Origin of the sequence: Streptomyces sp. NPDC048566, assembly GCF_043199735.1 — a bacterium.
GTDB lineage: Bacteria > Actinomycetota > Actinomycetes > Streptomycetales > Streptomycetaceae > Streptomyces.
The window spans coordinates 75,530-92,014 of record NZ_JBICWL010000004.1; the positions used below are offsets into that span (position 1 = coordinate 75,530).

A 16,485-nucleotide genomic window follows, 5' to 3' on the forward strand; every position below is an offset into this window, starting at 1 on the left:
CCACCCTCGCTTGGAGATGACGTTCCAGCCTGTCGAGGAGCCCATCACCGAGCCCGTCGCCAAACTGGGTGGTGAGCCCGTGTGGCTGGATGAGCCTTGCTGGCCGGTGCACCCCCACACCGCGGAGCCCCTGGACTTCATCGGACAGTTTCCCGTCCCCATGGAACCGGGCGAGGAGCGGCGCATGGCGTACCTCTTCCTGTCCTATGACGACTACGAGACTGGTGGGGCGGACCCGGAAGACGGCGAGGCTGTCCTGCTCATCCAGCCCGGTGGCCGGGTTCCCGAGTTCGCCGCCATCGGGCCGGCCGGGACGAAGGGGCGTTCCCTGTGGCGGTTCGGCCCCGACGAGGAGCAGGTGTCCGTCCAGTTCCAGATCCGGACCACAGCCGTCCCGGAGGCGGTGGAGCGCAGCCTGGAAGAGGACGGCACGGTCGATGTCCGGGACTACCTGGGAGGCAAGCCTGCCTATCCGGACTGGGCCGCAGTGGAGGCACCGTGGCGCTTCTTCTTCTGCCTCGGTGGGATGGAGGACGACGGACCGTACTTTCTGAACTTCGCGTACGGCAGCGGATTCGCCTACCTCAGCCCCGACCGCTTGGAGGGCCGCTTCAGTTGGGAAGCTGCCTAGAACCGTGTGCGGCCGTCTCAGTTTCCGTCTCATTCAGCACCATTCACGGACGTTCAGACAGGACCGGGGCCTGAGGACCACCGGCAGCCCAGGCGCCGATGGACGCAGGTGAACGCCCGTGTACACCGCCCCGCACCCCACCAACACAGTTGGAAAGCGTGTTGGGGGCAACCCCTCACGAGTTCGAATCTCGTATCCTCCGCCAGTGCCTCACCGGGCACGATGTCGAAGGGCCCCCTGGAAACAGGGGGCCCTTCGTCGTTGTCCTCAGACCCCGTTGTCCTGGTATTTGTCCACAGCGGGTGTCTCCGGGGCTCCCCAGATCGCTTCGGCGATTTTCCGGGCCACGTCCTTGAGCATCGCGTCCGGCACGTGCAGGTACCGCGCCCGCATCCGGGCGGCGCCGCCCGGCTCCCACCCCGTGATCCGGCCCATGACCACGTGTTGTTCGCGGTTTTGGTCGCGTCTGCAGGCGACGTTCGGGTCATTGCCTCAAGCGGGAGACGTGCACGCTCACGTTCTACGGGCGACCGGCGCAGACTGCGGGGAACCACGCCATCCGACGGGACACGTCACGTTGGCCACCGGCCACCAACCGACGTCGCACCCTGACGAGCTTCGACGCTGGACGCAGTCGTGCCCCCGCATCCGTCGATGCCTCGTTCGCCCGTCGCGGGTTGGCTGGCGGTGACTCCGGTCTCGGGGGGATCCACGCGCATCTGTCCATGCTCCCGGGACATGTCGCGGTCACAGCCCGATCATCCGGAGCTTGCCGCCGCACAGCCGGGCCATGTCATCGACATCCGACGTGAGGATGACGACCGGGCCAGGCTGACGCAAGGCCGCTTCCGCGACAGTGGCATCGATCGCGTACTTGTGTCCGTGCAGACCGGCACCCTTGAGCAGTTGGGCCGCCGCCTTGGCCGCTGCCTCCGTGATCGGCTCCACCTTGACCCGGGAGAGTGCCCATTGCAGTCGAGGCAGGTTCACCGTTGCGTGACTCACCTCCACGACCGTGTTGGCGCTGACAACAAGGTCCGCTCCCATGTCGTGGAACACCTGGAACATCGCCAGAACCTTGCGGTCCTGTGCCACCCAGGCCGACAGCCCCTCGCTGTCCAGGACGACGGTCTCGATGTGCCCGCTCACGCGGCGCTCGCGCCGCCGGCAGCCGACGTCGTACCGAAGATCCGCGCCCGCGCCTCGGCCAACTCCTCCTCACTGAAGGCCCCGTGCTCGTCTGCGTGGCTGCGCAGGTCGTCCCCGAGGAGCTGGTGCCGGATCTGCCTGGCAACCGCTTCGGCCACGTAGCCGGAGACGTTGTCCGTGATCTTCTTCAGCTCCGCCACCTGCTCGGTGGGGAGCGTCACGGTGATGCGTGTGTGTCAGCCATAGACGCAAGCATACTGCGGTATGCGCGCCGCGTGCCGCCTGCTTCCCATAGCCGGTCGGCCGGCAGCGATCGCCGGCTCCCCCACACTCCTCGGAACCTGGCATGCCGAAGGGCCCCCTGGAAACAGGGGCCCTTCGTCGTCGTCCCGCCGCTGCGTGCGGCGGGCCGCACCCCCGTCGCCGAAACCGCCGGGGGAACGGTGCGCGTCGAGCCCTCCGTGGCGGACCCCCGCCGTCCCGCCCCGCGAGGGAGCGCCGAGCGGCGTGGCCCTCGGACCGGCGCGGCCCACGCCGCGGACCCGCCCGCCCGCGCGGGAGTCCTCGCCGCTCCCGTGCCGGGCGACGCCGAAGGAGCCGGCGGGGGAAACCGGGTCCGGGCGCCTCAGAGGACCCGGATCTTCTTCTCCACCGTGACCTGGTCGATCTCGGTCGTGCGGACCGTGACCTTCATGGTCCACAGCCCGGGCAGCGGCAGGGTGACGAAGTCGGCGGTCCAGTAGCCGCCCCTGTCCCTGATCTCGGCGTCGATCGGGCCGACGTTCCGGGACTCCAGGGTGAAGGTGATGCGCACCTCGGGGACCGTCGTGACGCCGCCGTCCTGACCGAACACCAGGGCCTGGACGGCGTTCTCGCCGACCCGGCCCGGCGTCAGCTCGACCTGGACCCTGCCGCGGCCGCCGGGCGTGCCGACGTCGAAGGGGACCAGCGTCGTCAGCGCGTTGGGGCGGTCGGCCGCCGCGGTGGCCGCGGCGGTCTCCTCCTCCGTGCGGCCAGGCTGGGTGCCCGTCAGCATGGTCGTGATCAGCAGCACCAGGATGCCGACGGTCACCTCCGCGAGCACCGAGCGGCGCAGCCCCCGGTGTCCTTCCGTGTCGGTCCGCGCGGACGTCCCGCCGGCCGGGTCGTCCGCCGTGTCGGACGGATCGTCCTCCCGCCCGGTGCCGCGGTCGTCCCCCCGCCCGGCGCCGCCTTCGTCCGTCCGCCCGCCGCTTTCCGCCCGCCCGCCGGCGCCGGCGTCCGCCTGCGGCTCCGCCGGCGCGGGCCCGCCGCCCGCCACCACCGGCACCGGGACGCGCGGGGCGGGGACCGCTTCCGCGGTGGACGGCGCCGCGAGCCGTGCCGTCCACCGGCGGGAGAGGGCCGCGCCGGCCAGCAGCACCACCACCGCGCCGGTCTTGAGCAGCAGGAGACGGCCGTACGCGGTCGAGGTGAGCGCGTCCCAGGAGCCGAGGCCGCGCCAGGACTGGTAGACGCCGGTGACGGCGAGGACGGCGACGGAGGCGAGGGCCAGCCGGGAGAAGCGGGCGACGACCGGCGCGGGGACCGGTTCGTCCGGGCGGTGGAGCGCGGTCAGCACCATGGCCAGCCCGCCGAGCCAGACGGCCATGGCGAGCAGGTGGAGCACGGAGGAGACCATCGCCACCGGGACCTGGATGCCGGCCGACGCGTGGTCCCCGGCGGCCCAGGTGACCGCCAGACCGAGGGCGAGCAGTCCGCCGAGCGCGAGGACGCCGCGGCCCGGCAGGCCCTCCTCCCGCATCGGGGCCCGCGCCGGGACGAGGAGGGCGGCGGCGAGCAGCGCCAGACGCACCACCAGCACGATGCCGGACCGGCTCGTCAGGGTGTCGCCGAGGACCGCGGGGTCGAGGGCGTCGGCCAATCCGGTGCCGCGCTCGTAGGGGCCGCGGAGCAGGAGCAGGGCGAGGGTGGAGCCGAGGAGGGTCCACCAGCCGATGAGCAGCGGCCGGCGGACGGACCCGCGGTAGCCGCAGCCGAGGACGAAGACCGCCGCCCCGATGAGCAGCGCGAGTCCGCTGTACGCGACGTAGCGGGCGATGTCGTAGAGGGCGGTGGCGGCGGGGTCGCCGTCGTCGGCGGTGGGCAGCGGCGCGGCGGTCGCCGATGGCTTGCCGATGGAGAAGGTGTAGGCGCCCGAGACGGGGTGGCTGTCGGCCGAGACGACCCGCCAGGCGACGGTGAAGGTGCCGGTCCCGAGGCCGCGCGGCAGGGTCACCGCGACGGTGTCGGACCGGCCGTCCGCGTGACGCGGCGCTCCGGTGTGGACGCGCCGGTTCTCGGGGGTGAGGACGCGCACGGAGTCGTCGAGCAGCGCGACCGACTCGCTGAACCGCAGCGTCACGGCGCGCGGCGCCGTCGCCGCCACGCTGCCCTCCTGCGGGTTGGCGCCGGTCAGCGCGGCGTGCGCGGACGCGCCGCCCGCCCCCGCGAACAGCACCAGGGTCAGCACCCCGCCCAGCAGGGCCAGGAACCGTGCTCCGCGCCGCCGGTTTCGCCGCCCGCGTCCGTTCACTCGCCGTCTCCGTCATCCACAGGGGGCAGGGTCTCGGTTAGGTACGGACGCGGTCGCCGTCGCGCTCACCGGATCGCGGCGCGACCTTGGCCGGAATTCTCTCCCGGAGGCCCAGCCGGCGCCTTCGCGCGGTTCGTCTCGAAGGACGCGCGGGTCAGGAAGGCGAGCCGGGCGTGCTTCTCGGGCAGGTGGACCTCGGGCAGGTCGATCTCGGGGAGCACGATGTCGCCGGCGGGCTCGAAGCCCTGCCGGCGCAGCCGTTCGACGGCCCGGGTGTTGCGGACGTCGGGTTCCACGACGGCGCGCCGCCGGTCGAGTCCGGTCAGCGCGTACCCCAGGAACACGGTCAGCAGCGAAGCGGACCAGCCGGTGCGCGCGCCGTCGGCCGTCGCCGGCGGGCCGATGAGCAGGTGGACGCCGATGTCGCCGGGTGCGACCTCGTAGCAGGTGCCGACGCGGTCGGCGGCGGGCTCGTAGGTCTGGAACAGCGCGGCCGGCACCCCGTCCTTCACGGCGAGGAAGGCGTGGTGGGTGTCGAGCGAGTCGAGGTGCAGGAAGGTCTCCAGGACCTGCCGGCGGGTGAACCCGGTCATGCCCCAGTACGCGGCGTGCTCGTCCGCGACCCAGCCGTGCACGACGTCGAGGTCGGCGTGCGGGTCGACGGGCAGCACCCGGACGGTGCCGAACCCGTCGACGGTCTCCTCGTGCACGGCGGCCCGGTGGCCCGCGTAGGGCCGCGGGGCCGGCTCCGCGCCGGCCGGTGCGACCGCGGCATCCGGTGAGACCCCGGGGTCCGCCGCGCCCGGTACCGGTGCGGGGGCGTCCGGTCGGGCCCCGGGGTCCGCCGCCCGCGTCGTGCCCGGGACCGGGGCGGAGTCCGGTGCGGGGGCGTCCGGTGTGCGGGCGGGGTCCGCGGCGCGCTTCGTGCCCGTGCCGTCAGCGGTCGGCATCGCTCTCCTCCTTGGTCAGCGCCGCCCAGTCGGTGGTCACCGGGGCGAGTTCCCCGGCGAGCCAGAGGGCGAGTTGGTCGCGGTGGTGGCGGGCGCCGGGCACGCCGTCCGCGCCGAAGGGCACCACCCAGCGGCTGGCGTCCCGGTCGGCGAGGTCCCAGACGTAGCGGGCGGCGGGTCCGCGCACGCTGAGGTCGGTCAGTCCGGGCACCGACGAGGTGCTCAGCACGCAGTCGGTGTCCCCGGAGAGCGCCGGTTCGTCGCCGGGGGCGCCGGGGAGCGCCCGCCAGGGGGCGAGGCGGTGGGTGTCGCCCCAGGTGGAGCCGGTGGACGGGGTGGCGGCCACCTCCTCGACGGCCTCCCGGACGACGGCGTCGCGGTCGATGCCGTACAGCTCCCGGGCGGCGAGCAGGTTCTCCAGGGCGAGGCCGACGCGCGGGAGGAGCGCCAGCCAGGGGCGGAAGACGTCGGGGCAGGCGGGCGGTCCGGCCAGGACGGCGAGGGCCGGGTGAGCGGCGATCCGGCGCACGACCGCGCTCCGCACCCGCGCGTACGCCGCGGCCTCCTCGCTGTCGGCGTCCATGTGCCGGTCCCAGCGCAGCAGGCGGTCGCGCAGTGCGGTCGCGGGGCCGGACAGGCGGAGGCCGGGCAGCCGGTCGAGCAGGGCGGCGGCGGAGGCGAGACGGGTGTCGCGGTGCACGGCCGGCATGTCCGCGGCCGAGAGCGCGCGCCCGTCGTCGAGCAGCCGGCGGATGCGGTCGGCGCGGTGCGGCGGGGCGAACTCGATGCCGAGCGGGGCGGCGGGACCGCGCTGGTTCGCCATCACGGCGAGGCCGTCCTCGATCGGGCCGTGCGGCATGGTGTGCCAGCCGGTCCACTCGTGGCCGGGCTCCCAGGCGGGCACGATCCGCACCCGGTTGTCCCCGGCGCGCACCGGCACCCGGCCCGCGACGCGGTGCAGCAGCCCGCCCTCGGTGTCGGCGGCCTGTACGACGTTCACGGGTTCGGCCCAGCGGTCGAACGCCCGGTCCACGTCGGCGACCCGGCGGGCCCGCAGCAGGGGCAGCAGCGCGCCGAAGCCGAGGTCGCGGGTGACGCGCGGCGGGTAGCGGAGGCTGACGGCCTGCCCGTCGTCCACGCCCCCGGCGACCACGGGTCCGCGGGCGGTCTCCACCACGTCGACCGCGACGGGCGCGCCCCCGGCCACCTCGACGTGCTCCACGTGCCGGTCGGCGGGCCGCCACACCCCGTCGGGGTCGAGGGCCTCCGCGGTCCCGTCGGCGGCGCTCCGCAGCCGCTCCCGGTAGAGGTCCTGGTAGTCGGCCATGGCGTTGGTGATGGCCCAGGCGACGGTGCCGGTGTGGGCGAAGTGGGCGATGCCCGGGATGCCGGGGACGGCGATCCCGACGACGTCGAACTCCGGGCAGGACAGGCGGATCTGCTGGTAGACGCCGGGGTCCTCGATGAAGCGGTGCGGGTCGCCGGCGACGATCGGCCGTCCGGTCGTGGTCCGCTCGCCGCTCACCAGCCATCCGTTGCTGCCGGCCGTTCCGGGGCCGTCCATGGCGAACAGGCCGACCGCGTCCGCGCCGAGGCCGCGCGCCACCTCCTCGCGCCACATCTTCGCCGGGAAGCCGGCGAACAGGATGTGTGTGGCGAGCCAGACGGCGAGGGGGCTCCAGGGCTCCCAGCACCCCGGCACGAGTCCCGTCGCGGCGAACTCGGGAGCGCGCCGGGCTCCTTCGGGCAGTCCGGCGTTGACGCCGTCGACGTAGGCGGCGAGCCAGGCGGCGGTCTCGGGGTCCCGGTCGCGGAGGGCCACGAGGCAGCGGCGGGCGGTGTCGGCGAGCCGGGCCTGCCGGGCGAACCGGTCCCAGCCCACCTCCTGCGGGCCGAGGAACGCGGCCGAGGTGCCCTGGGCCCGGTGCCGCTCCACCTCCAGCTGCCAGGCCCGGTCCCGGGCCGTCACGCGCCCCTGGGCACGCGCCAGTTCCTCGGCGCTCCCGGCGCGCAGATGCGGGATGCCCCAGGCGTCCCGGTAGGTCTCGGCGGTCACGATCCACCCCCCTCATATAAGGCTAGGCTCACCTAACTCTGCTGTCCGCCGATCGTACGTGCCCGCCGCGGCCGACCGGACCGGGGCCGTGACCGAGCGGCCGGAACACGCAGGCGGGATCATCGGTCCATGGACGTCACCCTTCACCTGGCCCAGCAGCCCGAGGCCGACGAGCTCCTCGGCCGCAGCCCGCTCGCCGCGCTCGTCGGCATGCTGCTCGACCAGCAGGTTCCGATGGAGTGGGCCTTCGCGGGGCCCTACACGATCGCCCGGCGGATGGGCTCGGACGATCTCGACGCGCACGAGATCGCCGCGTACGACCCGGAGAGGTTCGCCGAACTGCTCTCCGAGAAGCCGGCCGTGCACCGGTACCCCGGTTCCATGGGCAAGCGCATCCACCAGCTGTGCCAGTACCTCGTGGAGCACTACGACGGGGACGCCGCCGCCGTGTGGCGGGACGCCGGCACCGGCGCGGAGCTGCTCCGCCGGCTCAAGGACCTGCCCGGCTTCGGGGCCCAGAAGGCCCAGATCTTCCTGGCCCTGCTCGGCAAGCAGCTCGGCGTACGGCCGGCGGGATGGCGGGAGGCCGCGGGCGCCTACGGCGAAACCGGGTCCTTCCGCTCCGTCGCGGACATCACCGGGCCGGAGTCGCTGGCGAAGGTGCGGGCGCACAAGCAGGAGATGAAGGCTGCCGCCAAGGCCGCGAAGGCCGCGGGGTCCTGAGCGTGCCGATCGTGTCGCCGTTCGCGTCCGTGGCCGTCCTGACGGTGGTGGGCGGTGTCTGGCTGGTCGCGGTCGGCGTCACCGAGATCGTCGTCGCCCTGCGCATCCGCTCCGGGGCCCGGCCCCTCCCCGGGTCCGTGTGAGATGTGGGCCGAGCGGGTGCATCTCGCGGCCGTCCCGGTGCCTCCCGCCCGGGCGGGGGAGATGACGCTCATGAGTCCCGCCCCGCGCCGCCCGCACCCGCCGCGCCGCCGCGGGCGAGCGCGGAGTGGGACACGCGGGGCTCCTCGGGACCGCGCCCGGACCGGGGCGCGGACACCGGTGCGCGGAGGGGCTCCGGCCGCTCCCCGACCCCGGCGGACAGCGGCCCGACACTGCGCCGGACACCCCGCGCGGCTGACGCGGAACGGCGGCCGGCCCACCCGGGACGGCCGCCTCCGCCGTCCGGCCGGCGCCCTGGCCGGAAGGGTTCACCGGCTCGCGGCGCCCGGCACGGCACCACGCCGCGTCGCCGGATCACCCGAGGACATCCCGTAGACGAGCGGCGCTCCGCCGTGCGATGCGCACCGGAGACCGCGAGCCTTCCGGCGGACCCTTCCCGTCCCGGCCCTGACGCCCGCGCCGCGCCGTCCCGAACGGGGGCCGGGTGATCTCCCGCCCGATCCGGGCGCCCACGGACCGTGCGAGCGACCGCAACGTCCCGCTGCCCACGACCTGCTCGACGACCGACGGCGGCTCCCCTCGGGCCCCTCCCCGGCCGCCGTCCGGGCCTCCGGCCGGCACGCGTTCCCCGTCGTCCCGGCCGTCCCGGCCGGGGGAACCCGGCCGGCCGCCGCGCCGCCCGCCGGGGCCGCCGTGAGCTTCTCGGAGGCCGGCTCCCGGTCCACCGCCTCGGCGCAGCGCCCGTCCAGCGGCGACTCCCGCACGGCCCGGTCGAGCACGTCCGGCGGGAGCGGGCCCATCAGGGACCGCGGCGCCCGCAGCCGGGTCGCCGCGACCGGCGCCGGCGCGCCCCGTTTCCGTTTTGCGCTGCTTTGCGGCGCCTTTTCCGGCGTGGCACTCCGTCGCCGCGGCTGCGCCCGGAACGTCTCGACCGGTAGGCTTTCCGTGTGATCTTCAAGCGCATCGGAAACTCCCGGCCGTACCCCGACCACGGCCGGGAGAGCACCCGGCAGTGGGCGGACGTCGCGCCGCGCCCGGTCCGCCTCGATCAGCTCGTGACGACCAAGGGCCAGCTGGATCTGGAGACCCTCCTCGCCGAGGACTCCACCTTCTACGGCGACCTCTTCGCCCACGTCGTCAAGTGGCAGGGGGACCTGTACCTGGAGGACGGCCTGCACCGCGCCGTCCGCGCCGCGCTCCAGCAGCGCCAGGTGCTGCACGCGCGCGTCCTTGAACTGGACTAATGGCCACGGCTTGACCCCAATGGGTTGATCCGGCCGCCGTGAATGATCATTTAGTAGGCATCGCCGCCCCGGCGCACTACGCTGCGCCCATGAGCATGCTCACTCCCCCTGGCATGGGTGGCCAGTACCGGATCACGGGGGACAAGTACCCGCGGATGCGCCGGCCCCGTGGGCGGCGCCGAATCGCGCTGCTGGTCGTCGCCTCCGTCACCGCGCTCGGGCTGATCGGGTGGGGGACCCTGCAGCTCATCGACGTCTTCACCGGGGGCGGCAAGGCCGCCGCCGCGGGCACGAAGGCGGACTGCGGGTCCAAGGCCTCCCCGGCGCCGAGCGCCTCGCCCTCCGTGGCGGCCGCGGTCGCGGGCACCCTTCCGAAGCCGGGCCAGATCACCGTGAACGTCCTCAACGCGACACCCCGCAGCGGGCTCGCGAAACGGACGGCCGACGAGCTGAGGAAACGCGGCTTCAAGATCGGCGAGGTCGGCAACGCGACGGCCGCCTACGACAAGAAGGTGGAGGGGCCGGGACTGCTGCTCGGCGCCGCGGACGCCGAGCGGGCCGCACTCCCCGTCCTCAACACCCAGCTCTCCGGCGCCCGGCTGAAGACCGACGGCCGCAAGCAGGCGACGACCGTCGACCTCGTCATCGGCAGCGGTTTCAAGGAGCTGACGAAGAAGGAGGACGCCGAGAAGGCGCTGACCGTCCTGGCCCAGCCCCGTCCGACGCCCTCCGCACGCAAGGGCTGCTGACCCCGGTCCCCGCGGGCGGGCCGGAACGGCACCCCGGGTCCGGTGGAACCTCGGTTCCGCCGGACCCTCACGCGAGGCGCCGGACGGCTACTCGGCGGCCCCGTACATCCGGTCCCCCGCGTCGCCGAGGCCCGGCACGATGTAGCCCTGCTCGTTCAGCCGCTCGTCGACCGAGGCCGTGACGACGGTGACCGGGGTGCCGGCCAGGTCGCGCTCCATCACCTCGACGCCCTCCGGCGCGGCCAGCAGGACGACGGCGGTGACGTCGTCCGCGCCGCGCTTGATCAGCTCCTGGATCGCCGCGACGAGCGTGCCGCCGGTGGCCAGCATCGGGTCCAGCACGTACACCTGACGACCGGAGAGGTCGTCCGGCATGCGGGTCGCGTACGTGGACGCCTGCAGCGTCTCCTCGTCGCGCACCATGCCCAGGAAACCCACCTCGGCGGTCGGCAGCAGCCGGACCATGCCGTCGAGCATGCCGAGACCCGCGCGCAGGATCGGCACGACGAGCGGACGGGGGTGGGAGAGCTTGACGCCGGTGGTCGGGGAGACCGGGGTCGTGATGTCGACCTGCTCCGTCCGCACGTCGCGGGTGGCCTCATAGGCGAGCAGGGTGACCAGCTCGTCGGCGAGCCGCCGGAAGGTCGCGGAGTCGGTGCGCCGGTCGCGCAGGGTGGTGAGCTTATGGGCGACCAGAGGGTGGTCGACGACGTGGAGACGCATGTCCCCCACAGTAGCCGGGCCCCGGAGCCCCGCCGATTCCCCGCCCGGCACACCCCCACCCCCCGCATCACCCGTTCACCGGCATCAAACCCGCCGTCGGAGGGAAGGTGGGATGCACGGACCTGGGGTGGTGTGCCACATGCGGAACCCGGAAGAGCAGATCTCCGAGCGGCAGGAGAACGAGGCCGAGCGCCGGAGGCGCCGGGCCCAGTTCCTGCGCGACCTGGCCGAGGCGCGCGCGCTGCGCGACCGCGTCCAGCCGCGCCGGGCCAAGACGGCCCGGCTGCGCCACGCGATGCGCATGCGGACGTTCCGCTGGTAGACCCGGTCACGCGGCGGCGCACGCCCGCGCCCCGCGGAACCCCGGCGACGCGCCACCGCGGGCGAGGTCCCGCCGCTCGGGGACGCCCGTCGCCGAGCCGGTCCCGCACCCGCCCGCGTCCGAGCCGGAGCGGGGGCGGCCACGGCACCGGGAGCGGCCCGCGACCCGCCCGCGACGCGCCCGCCCCCGCTCCGGCATCGTGCCCCGCGCCGCACCGCCTGCACGCCGTCGGACCCCCCGGGAGGCGCCCGCGGGACACGGGCAGCCGCGTACGATCCGCTGTCAGCGATCAAAAGAGGCAGACACAGCACGCCGAAGACGTCCCCTGAGCGCTCTGTTTCTGCCACGATTCCGAGTGGACGGGGCCCAGAGCAGCACTCCCCGCCCACATCCTCCGCCGGGGAATCCCAACCGGCACGCCTATGACCAGTGGGAGAGTCACGGTGTACTTCGCCGCACTGCTCGCGCGCACCGAAGACGGGTGGGAAGCGAGCGACACGGAGCTCGACGATGTGGAGACCCTGTCGGATCTGACCGACCTGGCCCGGGAAGTCTCGGACGAGGACACGGTGCTGCTGCTCATCGAGCAGGAGGACGCGTGGTTCGGTGTCGTCCGCGTGGACGGCGAGGAGGACCCCCGTATCTACGTGTCGGACGCCGCCGCGGCCGCGCGCAGTTCGTACGGCGAGATCCTGCTCACGGACGAGGTGATGGGGCGGGAGCCGGGCGGCGACGACGCCGACCTGGACGCCCTCGACCTGGACGGCACCGAGGACGGTGAGCCCGCGGACTCCGAGGACGACGAGGAGGAGGCGGGGAGCGCGGGCGGCGACGCCGTGTCGCACAGCCCCGTCGGCGACCGCCAGATCCTCGCGGACTTCGGGCTGGGCGAGCGCGAGTTGCTGGCCCTGCACGAGGGCGAGGCGCTCGGCGCGATCGCCGAGTCGCTCGGCGCGGCCGAGATCCTGGAGACCGTCCGCTGAGCCACCCGCACCGCGCCGCCGCCCGCACCGAGGGCCCGCCGGCGTCGGGTGCGTTCCAGCAGGCAGCCCGGGCCGCCGGCCCCGTACGCACGCGTACGGGGCCGGCGGCCCGCCGCCGTGCGCGGTCCCTTCCGCGGCCCGGACGGCGGGACCGCGACCGCGGGTGAGAGCCCCCGGGCGGGACGGCCGTCCGTCGCCGCGCCGGGGACCTCGTCCGAATATCCCGAAGGCCCACCGGCGCCGGGGTACGCGCCCACGGTCCGCGGTGTCCCCGCCGCCCCCGCCGTCGCCCCGAACGGCGGGTCCCCGCGCCCGGGCCCGGCGGGCTTCCGCTAGGTTCCCCGGGTGAGCACCCCCCTTCCGCCCTCCCCGCCCGATCCGGTACGCGCCCCCTGGCGGGACGCGATGCGGCGCGCGCTGGAGGAGGCGCGCCGGGCGGTCCCGGGCGGGGACGTCCCCGTCGGGGCCGTCGTCCTGGCGCCGGACGGGACGACCGTGCTGGCGACCGGGCACAACGAACGCGAGGCCACCGGCGACCCGACCGCGCACGCCGAGATCCTCGCGCTGCGCCGGGCCGCCGCCCGGTCCGGCGCGTGGCGGCTGACCGGGTGCACGCTGGTCGTCACCCTGGAGCCCTGCACGATGTGCGCGGGCGCCCTCGTCCAGTCGCGGGTCGAGCGGGTGGTCTACGGCGCCCGCGACGAGAAGGCCGGGGCGACCGGGTCCGTCTGGGACGTGGTCCGCGACCGGCGGCTGAACCACCGCCCGGAGGTCGTCGAGGGCGTCCTCGCCGCGGAGTCGGCCGCGCTGCTCACCGCGTTCTTCCGCGACCGCTGAGCGCGCCACGGGCGCTCGCCGGGCCCCGTCGCGTGCGGACGTTCCGGGATCGCCGGAACGGATTTCGGACCACGGCCCCCTGTGGGGTAGTGTCTTCCTCGGTAGCGTGTCCGAGCGGCCGAAGGAGCTCGCCTCGAAAGCGAGTGTGGCGTAACCCGTCACCGAGGGTTCAAATCCCTCCGCTACCGCTTCGGAAGGGCCCCGTCGAGAGACGGGGCCCTTCGTGCGTTGCCGTCAGGCCGGGCGGAGCGGGTCAAGACGGCTCGATCAGCGGGCCGTTGGTCGCCACGGAACAGGTGAAGGTTAAACTCACCGCCGGCTCTTGGAGGCCCACCAGGCTCAGCAGTCACAGGGGAGGCCGCCATGGCGGTGCAAACGAAGAAGATCGCCGTCTACGTCCTCGTGGTCTTCGCGCTCTACGTGATCATCACCGATCCGAAGAAGGCCGCCGACTACGTCGAGATAGGCTTCGAGGGCATATCGAGCGCAGCCGGGGCGATCGGTGACTTCATGACCTGGGTCGCGGACGGCGCCCGGGACTGACGCCGGGCGTCACCACCAAGGAGTCCGCGTGATCCGCCATCTGGTCCTCTTCAAGCTCGACGACGGCGTCCGGCGCGACGACGCCCGCGTGGTCGAGGGCGTCGCCGCCTTCCGCGCGCTCGGCGACCGGATCCCCGAACTGCGGTTCTGGGAGTGCGACTGGAACATCACCGACCGGCCCATCGCCTACGACTTCGCGATCAACTCCGCCGTCGACGACGCCGACGCCCTCCAGCGGTACCTGGACCACCCCGCCCATCAGGCGGGCGTCGCCCTCTGGCGCGAGTTCGCCACCTGGGTGATCGCCGACTATCCGTTCTGACCGGCCGCCCGGCGCCCGCTCCGCGCCCGGCCCGGCCCCGCCGCGCCCGACCGGATCGGATCGGTTCCGACCGGTCGGATCGCCTCGATCGGTCCGACCGGCCCTCCTGGTCGGACCGCCGCACGCGTCGCCGACCCCCCGCCTCCTCCACCCCTGACCGCGACCGGCCAGGGGTTCTTTCCGTCCCGGGTCCCAACTCGCGCCCAACACGGCAATATGCGGTGCTTGCACACAGTGCACATGTCTTGTGATGCTATGACCGCTTTTGACGGATGAGTTGACGGATACGTTGACGGACGTTGACGAATGACGAGGTGGCGTTGACCGTGTCGGCCAGTACTGCGCCGCCCCAGGAGGAAGCCCCGGCCACGGCCCCGGCACCGGCCCCCGCACACGCCCAGGCCAAGGCCAAGGCCAAGGCCCCGGCCCAGAGCACCGCACCGGACGCCGCGGGCGCGGGCACCACCGCACCGGGCACCCCGGAGACGGAGACGGAGACGGCCGCACAGGTCGCGCCCGAGCGGCGCCGGGGCGCCGACACCCGGGCCCTGACCCAGGTCCTCTTCGGGCGGCTCAAGACACTGGAGCCGGGCACCGCCGAGCACGACCGGGTCCGCGGAGCCCTGATCGAGGCGAACATCCCGCTCGTCCGGTACGCGGCGGCCCGCTTCCGCTCCCGCAACGAGCCCATGGAGGACGTGGTCCAGGTCGGCACCATCGGCCTGATCAACGCGATCGACCGCTTCGACCCGGACCGGGGCGTGCAGTTCCCCACCTTCGCGATGCCGACGGTCGTCGGCGAGATCAAGCGGTACTTCCGCGACAACGTGCGCACCGTCCACGTGCCGCGCCGGCTGCACGAGTTGTGGGTGCAGGTGAACGCCGCGACGGAGGACCTGACGACCGCCTTCGGGCGCTCGCCCACCACGGCGGAGATCGCCGAGCGGCTGCGCATCACCGAGGAGGAGGTGCTCTCCTGCATCGAGGCCGGCCGCTCCTACCACGCGACCTCGCTCGAAGCGGCGCAGGAGGGCGACGGGCTGCCGGGCCTGCTGGACCGGCTCGGCTACGAGGACCCCGCCCTCGACGGGGTCGAGCACCGCGACCTCGTCCGGCACCTGCTCGTACAGCTGCCCGAACGCGAGCAGCGCATCCTGCTGCTGCGCTACTACAGCAACCTCACGCAGTCGCAGATCAGCGCGGAGCTGGGCGTCTCCCAGATGCACGTGTCAAGGTTGCTGGCCCGTAGTTTCGCGCGTCTTCGATCCGCAAACAGGATCGAGGCGTAACCGACACGAGCGAATCGTCCAGGAACGTTTTTTCCGGTCGTTGAGCGCTGATAAACCGTCAGACCCCCTTTTTCCAGGGCCGATCCACCGTTCCCATGTCGACATGTCACTACAGCGTGTTGCCGACATGTGACATTCTTCCGGAGACGCGTTTGCCGCGGCCCCGCCTCCGGTATTCAGGTGGAGGCTGCGTTCCTCCGACGGGAGCGACTGCCGCGACCGTCCGCGACCCAAAGGGGGTGGCATGTCCGCAGATCAGGGCAGCTCGAAGGTGCTCACGCTCGTGAAGAGCGACACAGCGTCCGAGGCGCACGCCGCACTTCACGATGTCCCCGCCGCCCCGACCCCGGAGGCCGTGCCGGTCCCCGAGTCCTCCGGTGCCATCGACACCCGCACCCTGTCCCGCTCCCTCTTCCTGCGGCTCGCCGCACTCGACGAGAACAGCCCGGAGCGCGTCTACGTCCGGGACACCCTCATCGAGCTGAACCTCCCGCTCGTCCGGTACGCGGCGGCCCGCTTCCGCTCCCGCAACGAGCCGATGGAGGACATCGTCCAGGTCGGAACGATCGGCCTGATCAAGGCGATCGACCGGTTCGACTGCGAACGCGGCGTGGAGTTCCCGACGTTCGCGATGCCCACGGTCGTGGGCGAGATCAAGCGCTTCTTCCGCGACACCTCCTGGTCGGTGCGCGTGCCGCGCCGGCTCCAGGAGCTGCGGCTCGCCCTCACCAAGGCCAGTGACGAGCTCTCGCAGAAGCTCGACCGCTCGCCCACCGTCGCCGAACTCGCGGGCGCGCTCGGGGTGTCCGAGGAGGACGTGGTCGACGGCCTGGCCGTCGGCAACGCCTACACGGCGTCCTCGCTCGACTCGCCCGCGCCCGAGGACGACGGCGGTGAGGGCTCCCTCGCGGACCGCCTCGGCTACGAGGACACCGCGCTGGAGGGCGTGGAGTACCGCGAGTCGCTGAAGCCGCTGCTGGCCAAACTGCCGCCCCGGGAACGCCGGATCATCATGCTGCGCTTCTTCGCCAACATGACCCAGTCGCAGATCGGCGAGGAGGTCGGCATCTCGCAGATGCACGTCTCCCGCCTCCTGACCCGCACGCTGGCGCAGCTGCGCGAGGGCCTGATCTCGGACTGAACGTCCCCCGTGGGACACGTACGTGACGGGTTGTCAGAACCGTCGCCGTGGCGCCGGTGCCTCACGCACCGGCATCCGGCCGCCGGGTACGTCGGCGGTCGTGCTGC

At 73.7% G+C, this 16,485-nt stretch carries 18 protein-coding genes, 1 tRNA gene and 2 pseudogenes; 13 read left to right on the forward strand and 8 right to left on the reverse strand.

Annotated features, from left to right (window positions below; all coding sequences use genetic code 11):
• Nucleotides 1–16: 16 nt before the first annotated feature.
• Nucleotides 17–631, forward strand: a complete 615-nt coding sequence (locus ACGFS9_RS09195; protein ID WP_393251708.1) for a hypothetical protein — start codon at nucleotides 17–19, stop codon at nucleotides 629–631.
• 267 nt (nucleotides 632–898) lie between these two features.
• Here ACGFS9_RS09195 and ACGFS9_RS09200 read toward each other — a convergent pair.
• The 6 genes and pseudogenes from ACGFS9_RS09200 to ACGFS9_RS09225 form a co-directional block, all read right to left on the reverse strand.
• Nucleotides 899–1,069, reverse strand: a pseudogene (locus tag ACGFS9_RS09200) (site-specific integrase); the annotation flags it as partial.
• Between the two features lie 309 nt (nucleotides 1,070–1,378).
• Nucleotides 1,379–1,780 carry a PIN domain-containing protein gene (locus ACGFS9_RS09205; RefSeq protein ID WP_393251709.1) on the reverse strand — a complete coding sequence of 134 codons (402 nt, stop codon included), beginning with the start codon at nucleotides 1,778–1,780 and terminating at the stop codon, nucleotides 1,379–1,381.
• Nucleotides 1,777–2,001: a hypothetical protein gene (locus tag ACGFS9_RS09210; protein ID WP_393251710.1), complete on the reverse strand. Its 225-nt coding sequence runs from the start codon at nucleotides 1,999–2,001 to the stop codon at nucleotides 1,777–1,779. Before ACGFS9_RS09210 ends, ACGFS9_RS09205 begins: the two co-directional genes overlap by 4 nt.
• Nucleotides 2,002–2,405: 404 nt before the next feature.
• The gene (locus ACGFS9_RS09215; protein ID WP_393251711.1) at nucleotides 2,406–4,334 is read right to left on the reverse strand and encodes a copper resistance protein CopC; all 1,929 of its coding nucleotides are present in this window, start codon (nucleotides 4,332–4,334) and stop codon (nucleotides 2,406–2,408) included.
• A 65-nt stretch (nucleotides 4,335–4,399) separates the two neighbouring features.
• Nucleotides 4,400–5,284, reverse strand: coding sequence for a GNAT family N-acetyltransferase (locus ACGFS9_RS09220; protein ID WP_393251712.1), 885 nt, complete (start codon nucleotides 5,282–5,284; stop codon nucleotides 4,400–4,402).
• Nucleotides 5,271–7,340, reverse strand: a complete 2,070-nt coding sequence (locus ACGFS9_RS09225; RefSeq protein ID WP_393251713.1) for a penicillin acylase family protein — start codon at nucleotides 7,338–7,340, stop codon at nucleotides 5,271–5,273. Before ACGFS9_RS09225 ends, ACGFS9_RS09220 begins: the two co-directional genes overlap by 14 nt.
• A gap of 129 nt (nucleotides 7,341–7,469) precedes the next feature.
• Here ACGFS9_RS09225 and ACGFS9_RS09230 point away from each other — a divergent pair, with 129 nt between their 5' ends.
• A complete protein-coding gene (locus ACGFS9_RS09230; protein ID WP_393251714.1) occupies nucleotides 7,470–8,063 on the forward strand; it encodes an HhH-GPD-type base excision DNA repair protein in 594 nt (197 codons plus the stop codon).
• An 11-nt stretch (nucleotides 8,064–8,074) separates the two neighbouring features.
• Entirely contained in the window at nucleotides 8,075–8,206 is a 132-nt protein-coding gene (locus tag ACGFS9_RS09235; RefSeq protein ID WP_393251715.1) for a hypothetical protein, read from the forward strand.
• A gap of 469 nt (nucleotides 8,207–8,675) precedes the next feature.
• Here the strand turns inward: ACGFS9_RS09235 and ACGFS9_RS09240 are convergent.
• Nucleotides 8,676–9,082: pseudogene (locus ACGFS9_RS09240) on the reverse strand (helicase HerA-like domain-containing protein); the annotation flags it as partial.
• A gap of 90 nt (nucleotides 9,083–9,172) precedes the next feature.
• Here ACGFS9_RS09240 and ACGFS9_RS09245 point away from each other — a divergent pair.
• Together ACGFS9_RS09245 and ACGFS9_RS09250 are read left to right on the forward strand one after the other, a co-directional pair.
• Nucleotides 9,173–9,469 (forward strand): type II toxin-antitoxin system VapB family antitoxin, encoded by a 297-nt coding sequence (locus ACGFS9_RS09245; RefSeq protein ID WP_040251609.1) that lies wholly within the window; start codon nucleotides 9,173–9,175, stop codon nucleotides 9,467–9,469.
• An 89-nt stretch (nucleotides 9,470–9,558) separates the two neighbouring features.
• Nucleotides 9,559–10,218 carry a LytR C-terminal domain-containing protein gene (locus tag ACGFS9_RS09250; RefSeq protein WP_393251716.1) on the forward strand — a complete coding sequence of 220 codons (660 nt, stop codon included), beginning with the start codon at nucleotides 9,559–9,561 and terminating at the stop codon, nucleotides 10,216–10,218.
• Between the two features lie 87 nt (nucleotides 10,219–10,305).
• Here the strand turns inward: ACGFS9_RS09250 and upp are convergent, their stop codons facing one another.
• Nucleotides 10,306–10,941 carry a uracil phosphoribosyltransferase gene (gene upp / locus ACGFS9_RS09255; RefSeq protein ID WP_393251717.1) on the reverse strand — a complete coding sequence of 212 codons (636 nt, stop codon included), beginning with the start codon at nucleotides 10,939–10,941 and terminating at the stop codon, nucleotides 10,306–10,308.
• A gap of 139 nt (nucleotides 10,942–11,080) precedes the next feature.
• Between upp and ACGFS9_RS09260 the strand changes: the two genes are divergently transcribed.
• From ACGFS9_RS09260 to ACGFS9_RS09295, 8 genes are all read left to right on the forward strand, one after another.
• The gene (locus ACGFS9_RS09260) at nucleotides 11,081–11,263 is read left to right on the forward strand and encodes a hypothetical protein (protein WP_393251718.1); all 183 of its coding nucleotides are present in this window, start codon (nucleotides 11,081–11,083) and stop codon (nucleotides 11,261–11,263) included.
• Nucleotides 11,264–11,706: 443 nt separating this feature from the next.
• Nucleotides 11,707–12,246 (forward strand): hypothetical protein, encoded by a 540-nt coding sequence (locus ACGFS9_RS09265; RefSeq protein WP_393252076.1) that lies wholly within the window; start codon nucleotides 11,707–11,709, stop codon nucleotides 12,244–12,246.
• A 405-nt stretch (nucleotides 12,247–12,651) separates the two neighbouring features.
• Nucleotides 12,652–13,083 (forward strand): tRNA adenosine(34) deaminase TadA, encoded by a 432-nt coding sequence (tadA, locus tag ACGFS9_RS09270; RefSeq protein ID WP_393252078.1) that lies wholly within the window; start codon nucleotides 12,652–12,654, stop codon nucleotides 13,081–13,083.
• 100 nt (nucleotides 13,084–13,183) lie between these two features.
• A tRNA-Ser gene (locus ACGFS9_RS09275) sits at nucleotides 13,184–13,271 on the forward strand.
• Between the two features lie 175 nt (nucleotides 13,272–13,446).
• Nucleotides 13,447–13,626 carry a hypothetical protein gene (locus ACGFS9_RS09280; RefSeq protein WP_393251719.1) on the forward strand — a complete coding sequence of 60 codons (180 nt, stop codon included), beginning with the start codon at nucleotides 13,447–13,449 and terminating at the stop codon, nucleotides 13,624–13,626.
• Nucleotides 13,627–13,654: 28 nt separating this feature from the next.
• Nucleotides 13,655–13,948: a Dabb family protein gene (locus ACGFS9_RS09285; protein WP_393251720.1), complete on the forward strand. Its 294-nt coding sequence runs from the start codon at nucleotides 13,655–13,657 to the stop codon at nucleotides 13,946–13,948.
• 320 nt (nucleotides 13,949–14,268) lie between these two features.
• Nucleotides 14,269–15,237 carry an RNA polymerase sigma factor SigF gene (locus ACGFS9_RS09290; RefSeq protein ID WP_393252080.1) on the forward strand — a complete coding sequence of 323 codons (969 nt, stop codon included), beginning with the start codon at nucleotides 14,269–14,271 and terminating at the stop codon, nucleotides 15,235–15,237.
• Nucleotides 15,238–15,481: 244 nt separating this feature from the next.
• Nucleotides 15,482–16,378, forward strand: a complete 897-nt coding sequence (locus ACGFS9_RS09295; RefSeq protein ID WP_393251721.1) for an RNA polymerase sigma factor SigF — start codon at nucleotides 15,482–15,484, stop codon at nucleotides 16,376–16,378.
• The last annotated feature ends 107 nt before the right edge of the window (nucleotides 16,379–16,485 follow it).

Bases quoted from the DNA above. Each gene is read 5' to 3' on its own strand.
- ACGFS9_RS09195 (WP_393251708.1), top strand. From the start codon at position 17: ATGACGTTCCAGCCTGTCGAGGAGCCCATCACCGAGCCCGTCGCCAAA.
- ACGFS9_RS09220 (WP_393251712.1), bottom strand. From the start codon at position 5,284: ATGCCGACCGCTGACGGCACGGGCACGAAGCGCGCCGCGGACCCCGCC.
- ACGFS9_RS09230 (WP_393251714.1), top strand. From the start codon at position 7,470: ATGGACGTCACCCTTCACCTGGCCCAGCAGCCCGAGGCCGACGAGCTC.
- ACGFS9_RS09250 (WP_393251716.1), top strand. From the start codon at position 9,559: ATGAGCATGCTCACTCCCCCTGGCATGGGTGGCCAGTACCGGATCACG.
- upp (WP_393251717.1), bottom strand. From the start codon at position 10,941: ATGCGTCTCCACGTCGTCGACCACCCTCTGGTCGCCCATAAGCTCACC.
- ACGFS9_RS09260 (WP_393251718.1), top strand. From the start codon at position 11,081: ATGCGGAACCCGGAAGAGCAGATCTCCGAGCGGCAGGAGAACGAGGCC.
- tadA (WP_393252078.1), top strand. From the start codon at position 12,652: ATGCGGCGCGCGCTGGAGGAGGCGCGCCGGGCGGTCCCGGGCGGGGAC.
- ACGFS9_RS09280 (WP_393251719.1), top strand. From the start codon at position 13,447: ATGGCGGTGCAAACGAAGAAGATCGCCGTCTACGTCCTCGTGGTCTTC.
- ACGFS9_RS09295 (WP_393251721.1), top strand. From the start codon at position 15,482: ATGTCCGCAGATCAGGGCAGCTCGAAGGTGCTCACGCTCGTGAAGAGC.